The following is a 9,376-nucleotide window of genomic DNA, read 5'->3' on the forward strand; positions in this document are numbered from 1 at the left end:
CACCGCGACCGCCGCGACCGCCGCGCCCGCGCCGGCCCCGGCGGCCTTGATCCACCACGGCGGGTCGCCGTCGAGGAGCAGGGCCGCGAGGGCGAGGATGACGATCAGGCCGGGGAGGATGAACGCGGCGCCGCCGACGAGCGCACCGAGGCGTCCGCGCACCCGCCAGGCGCAGAAGACGGCCAGCTGGGTGGAGGCGGGCCCCGGCAGCAGGTTGCACGCCGCGATGGCGTCCTCGAACTCCCGCTCGTCGAGCCACCGGCGATCGGTGACGCACAGCTTGCGGAGCAGGGCGATGTGCGCGGGCGGACCACCGAAGCCGATGCATCCGATTCGCCCCCACTGCCGGAGCACCGTCGAGAGCGGGACCTGTGGCGGCTGACCGGACGACGATCGGCTGCCCTCCCCCGGACTGATCGTCACGTCAGGCAGCGGCCGGCCGGGCAGCCCAGGTGGGCGGTGCAGGGGTCGGCGTGCAGGCACGGCGGAGGCGCTGTGGCCTCACGGCCTGGGGTGTCACCCATCGGCCGAGAATACATCAAACGGATTTGATGCAATAGCTCAACTCGGGGCACGGCAGAGGCGGTACCGATTGGTCAGGCCGAGTCCTCCAGCGACCAGTCGCGGACCTCGGGCATGTCCTCCAGGTGCTCGACGATGTACGCCTCGTGCCGGGCGAGCTGCGATTCGCACCAGGCCTTGAGCTCGGTGGCGCCGCGCGGCAGCCGCTTGGCGTTGTTGATCGCGTCCATCACCAGGTGGTAGCGGGACGCCTTGTTACGCACGGTCATGTCGAACGGGGTGGTCGTGGTGCCCTCCTCGATGAAGCCCCGCACCCGGAACCGGTCGGCGTCCGGCCGGCCGTGCACCAGTTGGTGGATCGCGCCGGGGTAGCCGTGGAAGGCGAAGATCACGTCGACGGTGTCGGTGAACAGTTCGGTGAACTGGGTCTCGCTCATGCCGTGCGGGTGGTCCTTGGGCCGGGGCAGCGTCATCAGGTCGACGATGTTGACCACCCGGGTCCGGAAGCCGGGCAGCTTCTCCTTGAGGATCTGCGCGGCGGCGACCGTCTCCATGGTGACCACGTCGCCGGCGCAGGCCAACACGATGTCGGGATCGCTGGTGTCGTCGTCGGTGCCGGCCCACTCCCAGATCCCGGCGCCGCGGGCGCAGTGCTCGATCGCCTCGTCCATCGTCAGGTACTGCAGCTGCGGCTGTTTGTCGATGACGATCAGGTTGATGTATGAACGCGACCGGAAGCAGTGGTCGGCCACCGACAGCAGCGTGTTGGCGTCCGGCGGCAGATAGACCCGGGCGACGTCGCCGCGCTGGGTCAGCACCACCTGGATCAGGCCGGGTCCCTGGTGCGAGAAGCCGTTGTGGTCGTTGCGCCAGGCGGTCGAGGTCAGCAGCACGTTCAGGCTCGGCACCGGCGCCCGCCACGGCAGGTGCCGCGACTCCTGCAGCCATTTGCCGTGCTGCACGGTCTGCGAGGCGCTGACCATCGCGAACGCCTCGTAGGTGGCGAACATGCCGTGCCGGCCGGTGAGGTTGTAGCCCTCCAGCCAGCCGTGACAGTTGTGCTCGGAGAGCACCTCCATCACCCGGCCGTCGCGGCCGAGCGCGACGTCGTCCGGGGTGACCCGTTCCATGAACGCCCGGTCCGAGACCTCGAAGACCGCGCCGAGCCGGTTGCTGTTGGTCTCGTCCGGGCAGAACAGCCGGAAGCTGTCGGGGTTGCGGGTGTAGACGTCGCGCATCATCTCGCCGAGCTTGCGCGTCGACTCCGCCCGCGACGCGGCGGGCGAGACCACCTTGACGGCGTAGTCGCGAAAGTCGGGCAGATCGAGCGCGCGGGTGAGCAGGCCGCCGTTGGCGTGCGGGCTCGCGCTCATCCGCAGCTCGCCCTCGGGCGGCAGCGCCCGTACGGCCGACGCCGGCGCACCCGAGGCGTCGAAGAGCTCGTCCGGACGGTACGAGCGCAGCCAGCGCTCCAGGATCGCGAGGTGTTCCCGATTTTCGCGTACCCCGGACAGCGGCACCTGGTGCGAGCGCCAGGTGCCGGTGACCCTGATCCCGTCCACTTCGGCCGGTCCGGTCCAGCCCTTCGGCGACCTCAGAATGATCATCGGCCAGTGCGGGCGGGTCCCGTCCCACTCCCCGGTGCGGGCGTCGTGCTGGATCGCGCGGATCCTGCCCCACGCCTCGGCAAGAGCCGCCGCGAAGCGCAGGTGCATGCCGGGCAGGTCGTCGCCCTCGACCTCGATCACGTCGTAGCCGTGACCGTGCAGCAGATCACGAACCTCGGCCGGGTCCTTGCGGGCCAGCACGGTCGGCCCCGAGATCTTCGCCCCGTTGAGGTGCAGGATCGGCAGCACCGCGCCGTCGCGGGCCGGATTGAGGAACGAGACGCCCTTCCACGCACCCTCCAGCGGCCCGGTCTCGGCCTCGCCGTCGCCGACGACCGCGATGGCGAGCAGGTCGGGGTTGTCCATCACCGCGCCGAAGGCGTGGACCAGCACGTAGCCGAGTTCGCCGCCCTCGTGGATCGAGCCGGGGGTGGTCACCGACACGTGGCTGGGGATGCCGCCGGGGCTGGAGAACTGCCGGAACAGCCGCAGCATGCCGGCCTCGTCCTGGCTGATCTTCGGGTAGACCTCGGTGTAGGTGCCCTCCAGGTAGCCGGCGGCGACCAGTGCCGGACCGCCGTGCCCGGGCCCGGCGAGGTAGATGGCCTGCTGGTGGGTGAGGCGGATCAGCCGGGACACGTGTGCGTAGATCAGCGACAGGCCGGGGCTGGTGCCCCAGTGCCCGAGCAGCCGCGGCTTGATGTGCGCCGGAGCCAGCGGCTGACGCAACAGCGGATTTCCCTGCAGGTAGATCTGGCCGATGGTGAGGTAGTTGGCGGCCCGCCACCAGGCGTCCAGCCCGGCGAGTTCCGTCTCGTCGGGTGCGGCGAGGGTATCCAGCAGATCGGAGACAACGGCGGTCACGGTTCGTCCCTTCGAAGGATCTCGACTTCGCAGATCTCGGTCTGCCCGGCAACCGTAAGTCTGGCCAGGACAGACGTCACAGGGCCAGAAGCCGTAGCCACTGGGACTTTCGGCCCCATGACAAAGCGGGTCACATCGGCGGTTCTCCCTCCAGTATCTCGGCCAGCGGACGGCGCGGGCTGGCCGGAGCCGGCGTGCCATAGCCGAGCCGAATCACCATCTGCGCCCATTGATCGGCATCGGTACGCGTCAGCAACGCGCGAATGGCCGGCACCTCCACCGGTTGGCTGATCGGCGTGGTGGCCAGGTGCAGGCAGGTGGCCACGAGCAGAACGCGTTGCAGCGCCTGGCCGGCGCGTACCCATTCGCGCTGCCCGTCGCCGTGCGTGGCGAGCACGGCGATGGTCGGGTGGGTCTCGAAACGCTCGGCGGTTCGCCATACCTGCGGCTGCATCAGGCCGAAGTCGCGCATCGGCATCCGCTCCAGCGCGTCCCAGGGCCCGATCGCCGCCGGTGGGATGCCGTCCCGGCGGCTGGGTGCCGGCTGGGTCCATCGGCCCAGCTCCGCCCGGTACCCGCCATGAGCGCGGAGCCGCTGCTCGGCCACCCGGCCGAGCCCGAGAATCGCGTCGCGGCTCACCGCGCCCGCGATGGTGAGCGTCGCCCCCTCGTCCGACGCCGCCTTCGTGATCTGCTCGATCGCATCGGCGGGTACCACCGCCGAGGCCAGTGGGCGACGGTGGGTGTGCCGCTCGGCGATGGCGTCGGCGAGGACCCGCAGGCCGGCCGGAGGCGGGGACGGCCGGGCCAGCCTGATCCGCGCCACCAGGTCCGGTTCGCCGGATTCGGGGAAGAGGCTCAGGCCGGGCATCCAGCCCTCCCGGCGGATCGCCAGCCGCAGGGTGAAGACCGCCGCGCCGACGCTGATCAGCATTTCCCTGCCGAGAGGATCGAGCTCGCGGAGCTGCCGCTCACGATCGACGAAGACCTCGACGGCGCTGCCGGTGGCCCGGAAACGCCACGGCTGGCTGTTGTGCAGCGACGGCGAAAGAGACGCCGCCTGCACACATCTGGGGAGCATCCGCTCGTCCGGGCCACCCGACACTGCCGTCATGACAGATTCCTCCGTTCGACCGTGGGCCATTCATGACCCGTCGGCCGGATATGCGTAGAGCTCGACGAGCCGGTGCCGCGCCGCCTGCAGGCGATCCGCGACGAGGTCCAGGAACCGGGTCGTCAGCTCCCGCGCCAGGTCCGGGTCCTCGTCGATCAGCGTGCGAACGTCGGCGGCGTCGAACTCGACGGCTCGAATGTCGTCGGCGACGACCGCGCCGAACCGCCAGCGGCCGGGCTTCAACAGCCAGGACCAGCCGACGACCTCGCCCGGGCCGATCTCCTCGATGAGGATGTCGCCGCGGCCCGGCACGTGGAAGTCGAGGGCGACGCGGCCGGAGTGCACGAGCCAGAAGCGGGTCGCTGGGGTGTCCTCGCGGCACAGCCGGACGCCGCTGGCGTGGAACACCGGCCGGCCGGCCGTCGCGAGGCGATGCAGCGATCCGGCGGGCAGGTCGGCGACGAAGTCGTGCACGGCGATCAGGTCGAAAGTGCTCAGTGAGGACACGTCCCCTCCCTCTGAATCCTGCGCGCGAGGCCTGCGCGGCAGGGCCCGTCTAGTAGGTGATCGATCCGGGGACGACGTGGGTGGTGTCGTCGAGGTCGTAGTCGAGCTTGCCGGCCACCTCGACGACGCCGGCGACCTGGCGCGTCAGCCGGACGGCCAGGTCCGCCGTCGTCCTGCGATCGACCCGTCCGCTCAGCGTCACGACGCCCTCGGCGACCTCGACGGTCACCGTCTTCGACTCGTCGGCGAAGAAGGCGCGCAGGACGCCGCCCTCGATGTCCTGCAGGATCTCGTCATCCGGACGCAGGTGGACCTTCAGCAGGTCACCGCGGGACACGATGCCGATGAGCCGGCCCAGGTCGTCGATGACGGGCAGGCGCTTGACCTCCTCGGTGTCCATCAGCCGGGCCGCCGCGACGATCGGCGTGTCCGCAAGGACGACGACGGGCGGGCTGCTCATCAGATCAGCGGCGATGCCGGCCAGCGCCTTACCGCGCTCACCGCGCCTGCGGCGTCCCTCGAACAGCCGCGGTTCCTCGTTGCCCGCGTACTCGATCTTGCGAAGCAGGTCGGCTTCGGAGACCACGCCGGTCACCCGCTGGAAGTCGTCCACCACCGGCACCGCGCTGAAACGGTGACTCACCAGCAGGTCGACCACGGACCGGTAGGAGGCGTCCTGCCGCACGGACACGACCGCCTTGGTCATCACGTCTTCCACATTCCAGGTCTTCATCACAGCCCTCCTCTCATCAGCCGCCATCCACGTTATGGGCCGGTTCTCCGTGGGGTCAGGGCCGATCGACCTCTGTCCGCGGGTCCACCGGGTTGGGACGGCTCGGTCGCAGGCGTCGCTCGCTCGGCCCGCTCCTTGATTCCGCGCAGCATCCGGCGTTCCATGATCATGCTGCCGGGCTCCATCACCAGGCGGTTCACGAGCCGGCCCCGCCACGACGCATCCGGCGTGGCGATTCGATTGCGGCTCACCAGTCGTGTCGCCGACGCGTCGCCGTGCAGGTCGAAGATCCATACCCAGTTTCCGTCGACCGACCGAAAGGCCAGCGTCCGCCCCGGATCACAGATCTCGATCCGCATTCCAGGCCCGTTCGGCCCGAGCGGCAGCACGTCGCCGACCGCGAGGCCTTGAAACTGCGGCAGGATCTCGTCGGCGCTGTGCATGTCCAGGCCGAACAGGTTCTCGATCCAGTCGTACGTGTACGCGCCGCCTCGACCGCTGCCCATCTGCACCAGCCAGGGCCAGACAGCCATGGGCGGGGCGTCGATCGTGACAGCTCGAGTCGATTGCAGATCGGGCTCGGCGACCAGTTCGTCGCCGGGCAGCGGGCCACCGGCTTCCGCCTCCATGGCGCCCCAGGTGAGGTACCAACGGCGCGCGGCGGGCGAGTAGGCCGCGGCCGCCGCGGCTGCGGCGGCCATCAGCAGTGGTGTCTTCATCGGGTCAGCACGACCTTGAGTGCCCCGGTACGGGTCGGGTCGGCGAAGACGTCGTAGGCCTCGTCGAACTCGTCCAGCCCGAAGCGGTGGGTGACCATGTGCCCGAGGTCGAGCTGCCCGGCGACGAGCATGTCGAGCAGTTTCGGTGTCGAGTACGTGTCCACCAGGCCGGTGGTGATGGTGACGTTGCGGATCCACAGGTCTTCCAGGTGCAGCGTGGCCGGCTTTCCGTGCACGCCGATGTTGGCGACGTGACCCCCGGGCCGGACGAGCGTGGTGCACAGCTCGAAGGTCTGCGGGGTGCCGACCGCCTCCATCACCACGTCGGCGCCGAGGCCGCCGGTCAGCGCCCGCACCGCGGCGAGCGGGTCGCCGGCGCCCACCTGGACGGTGGTGTCCGCGCCGAACATCTTGGCCGCCTGCAGACGGCTCTCGGCTTTGTCGACGACGACGATGTGTGCGGGCGAGTAGAGCCGCGCGGTGACGATCGCGGCGAGCCCGATCGGGCCCGCGCCGACGACCACGACGGTGTCACCCGGGCGCACCTTGCCGTTGAGCACCCCGACCTCGTAGGAGGTCGGCAGGATGTCGGCGAGCAGCACCGCCGACTCGTCGCTGACCTGCTCCGGCAGCTTGTAGGTGGACAGGTCGGCGAACGGGATCCGGGCGTACTGCGACTGCACCCCGTCGACGAGGTGACCGAGGATCCAGCCTCCGCCGCCGCGGCACTGCCCGTAGGCGCCCTCGCGGCAGAACCGGCAGATCCCGCAGGCGGAGATGCACGAGGCGAGCACACGGTCGCCCGTCGCCAGGCCGGCGACGGCGCTGCCGGTCTCGACGACCGTGCCGACCGCCTCGTGACCGAGTACCCGGCCGGGCTCGACCTCGGGCACGTCGCCGCCGAGGATGTGCAGGTCGGTGCCGCAGATGGTCACGGCGTCGACGCGGATGACCGCGTCGCGGGGGCCCTCGATCCGCGCGTCGGGAACGTCGGTCCACGACCGCTTGCCGGGCCCGCCGTACACGAGACCTTTCATGACAACCTCCTCATCGATCGACTTCCGTCACCCCAACACTCGCCCTGACCCGGCCCGGGCGTTAGGGACATCCGGCCCTACTCGGCGGGCCTGACGCGGGGTTACCACGGAAAGGACGACTCCACCGCGAGCGAATGGGGCGAGGACGCATGACCAGGTACGTGTACGACTTCATGGAGGGCAACAAGGACCTCAACGGCCTGCTCGGCGGCAAGGGCGCCAACCTCGCCGAGATGACCCGGATGGGCCTGCCGGTGCCGCCCGGATTCACCATCACCACCGACGCCTGCCGCGAATACCTGCGTACCGGTGCGGTGCCGCCCGGCCTCTTCGCCGAGGTCACGGAGCACCTGCGGCTGGTCGAGCAGAGGATGGGCAAGTCGCTCGGTGATCCGGGCGACCCACTGCTGGTGTCCGTGCGTTCGGGCGGCAAGTTCTCCATGCCCGGCATGATGGACACGATCCTCGACATCGGCCTGAACGATGCCAGCGTGACCGGACTCGCCGCGCAGAGCTCCGACGAGCGCTTCGCCTGGGACTCCTACCGGCGCCTGATCCAGATGTTCGGCAAGACGGTCTTCGACGTGCCCGGCGAGGACTTCGAGACCGAGCTCGCCATCGCCCGCACGTCCGCCGCGGTGGCCTCCGACGCGGAGCTGAACACCGCGCAGCTGCAAGACCTGGTGGCCGTGTACAAGAAGGTCTTCCAGGCACATACCGGCTGCGACTTCCCACAGGCCCCGCACGAGCAGCTCTTCCTCGCCATCGCCTCGGTCTTCGAGTCCTGGAACTCCGAGCGCGCCGTGCTCTACCGGCGCCAGGAACGCATCCCGCAGGACCTCGGCACCGCGGTCAACGTGATGGCGATGGTCTTCGGCAACCGCGGCGAAGGCTCCGGCACCGGCGTGGCGTTCACCCGCGACCCGGCGACCGGCCGTCGCGGCAGCTACGGCGACTACCTGCGCAACGCACAGGGCGAGGACGTCGTCGCCGGGATCCGCAACACCGTCGGCCTGAGCGAGCTGGCGGCGATCGACCCGGCGAGCTACCAGCAGCTGTTGTCGGTCATGCAGCGGCTCGAGCAGCGCTACCGCGACCTGTGCGACATCGAGTTCACCATCGAGAACGGCAAGCTGTGGATGCTGCAGACCCGGGTGGGCAAGCGCACCCCGGCCGCCGCGTTCGTGATCGCCGCGCAGCTCGTCGACGAGGGCACCATCACCCTCGACGAGGCCCTGCAGCGGGTGACCGGGGCGCAGCTGGCCCAGCTGATGTTCCCCAGCTTCGACACCGGTGCCGCACCGGCGCCGGTGACCAAGGGGGTTCCCGCCTCGCCCGGCGCGGCGGTCGGCGCCGTCGTCTTCGACTCGGCCACGGCCGCCGCGGCGACCGGTCCGGTCATCCTGGTGCGCCGGGAGACCAACCCCGACGACCTTCCCGGCATGATCGCCGCCCAGGGCATCCTGACGGCGCGGGGCGGCAAGACCAGCCACGCGGCGGTCGTCGCCCGCGGCATGGGCAAGACCTGCGTCTGCGGCGCCGAAGACATCGTGGTCGGCGAGGGCGCGCTGATCGTGAATGGCAGGACGGTCCGCGCCGGGGACATAATCTCCATCGACGGCACCACCGGTCACGTCTATCTCGGCGCGGTCCCCGTCCACCCCTCCCCCGTCGTCCGCTACTTCGAGGGCGCGCTGACCGCACACGGCGACCCGCTGCTCGCCGCCGTGGAACGCCTCATGATCCACGGCGACTACCGCGCCCGGCTCGACGTGCACGCGAACGCCGACACCGGCACCGACGCGGCCCGGGCCCGCAGGTTCGGCGCCACCGGCGTCGGCCTGTGCCGGACCGAGCACATGTTCCTCGGCGACCGCCGGCTGCTGGTGGAGCGTCTGATCCTCGCCGCCGACGACGCCGAACGGCAGGCCGCGCTCGCCGAGCTGCTGCCGTTGCAGCGCGCCGACTTCATCGACCTGTTCGACGCCATGGACGGCCTGCCCGTGACCGTGCGGCTGATCGACCCGCCGCTGCACGAGTTCCTGCCCTCCCTGGAGGACCTGACCGCCCGGGTGGCCCGCGCCGAGGCGCTGGGCGACGACCCGGGCCACGACGGCGTGCTGCTGGCCGCGGTGCGCCGGATGCACGAGGAGAACCCGATGCTCGGGCTCCGCGGCGTACGCCTCGGCCTGGTGATCCCCGGCCTGTTCGCCATGCAGGTCCGGGCGATCGCGCAGGCCGCCGCGGCGCGGGTCGCCGCCGGCGGCGACCCG

General features: G+C 70.6%; 8 protein-coding genes. 1 reads left to right on the forward strand and 7 read right to left on the reverse strand.

Features of this window, described 5'->3' with window-relative positions; all coding sequences use genetic code 11:
- The 7 genes from AB0F10_RS41755 to AB0F10_RS41785 form a co-directional block, all read right to left on the reverse strand.
- Nucleotides 1-423 (reverse strand): chromate transporter (locus tag AB0F10_RS41755; protein ID WP_360638998.1); only part of this gene is annotated, 423 nt, incomplete at its 3' end.
- Nucleotides 424-596: 173 nt separating this feature from the next.
- On the reverse strand, nt 597-2,993 hold the full coding sequence (locus AB0F10_RS41760) for a phosphoketolase family protein (RefSeq protein ID WP_360639001.1): 2,397 nt from the start codon (nt 2,991-2,993) through the stop codon (nt 597-599).
- A 130-nt stretch (nt 2,994-3,123) separates the two neighbouring features.
- Nucleotides 3,124-4,107 carry an Acg family FMN-binding oxidoreductase gene (locus AB0F10_RS41765; RefSeq protein ID WP_360639004.1) on the reverse strand — a complete coding sequence of 328 codons (984 nt, stop codon included), beginning with the start codon at nt 4,105-4,107 and terminating at the stop codon, nt 3,124-3,126.
- Between the two features lie 30 nt (nt 4,108-4,137).
- Nucleotides 4,138-4,614 (reverse strand): cyclic nucleotide-binding domain-containing protein, encoded by a 477-nt coding sequence (locus tag AB0F10_RS41770; protein WP_360639007.1) that lies wholly within the window; start codon nt 4,612-4,614, stop codon nt 4,138-4,140.
- Between the two features lie 49 nt (nt 4,615-4,663).
- Nucleotides 4,664-5,347, reverse strand: a complete 684-nt coding sequence (locus AB0F10_RS41775) for a CBS domain-containing protein (RefSeq protein ID WP_360639010.1) — start codon at nt 5,345-5,347, stop codon at nt 4,664-4,666.
- 32 nt (nt 5,348-5,379) lie between these two features.
- A complete protein-coding gene (locus AB0F10_RS41780) occupies nt 5,380-6,048 on the reverse strand; it encodes an SRPBCC family protein (RefSeq protein WP_360639013.1) in 669 nt (222 codons plus the stop codon).
- Between the two features lie 14 nt (nt 6,049-6,062).
- Nucleotides 6,063-7,103 carry a zinc-dependent alcohol dehydrogenase family protein gene (locus tag AB0F10_RS41785; protein WP_360639016.1) on the reverse strand — a complete coding sequence of 347 codons (1,041 nt, stop codon included), beginning with the start codon at nt 7,101-7,103 and terminating at the stop codon, nt 6,063-6,065.
- A 149-nt stretch (nt 7,104-7,252) separates the two neighbouring features.
- On the opposite strand from AB0F10_RS41785, the gene ppdK reads away from it, so the two are divergent.
- Nucleotides 7,253-9,376 (forward strand): pyruvate, phosphate dikinase (gene ppdK, locus AB0F10_RS41790; protein WP_360639019.1); only part of this gene is annotated, 2,124 nt, incomplete at its 3' end.

The sequence above is a fragment of the Actinoplanes sp. NPDC026623 genome, assembly GCF_040638275.1.
GTDB lineage: Bacteria > Actinomycetota > Actinomycetes > Mycobacteriales > Micromonosporaceae > Actinoplanes.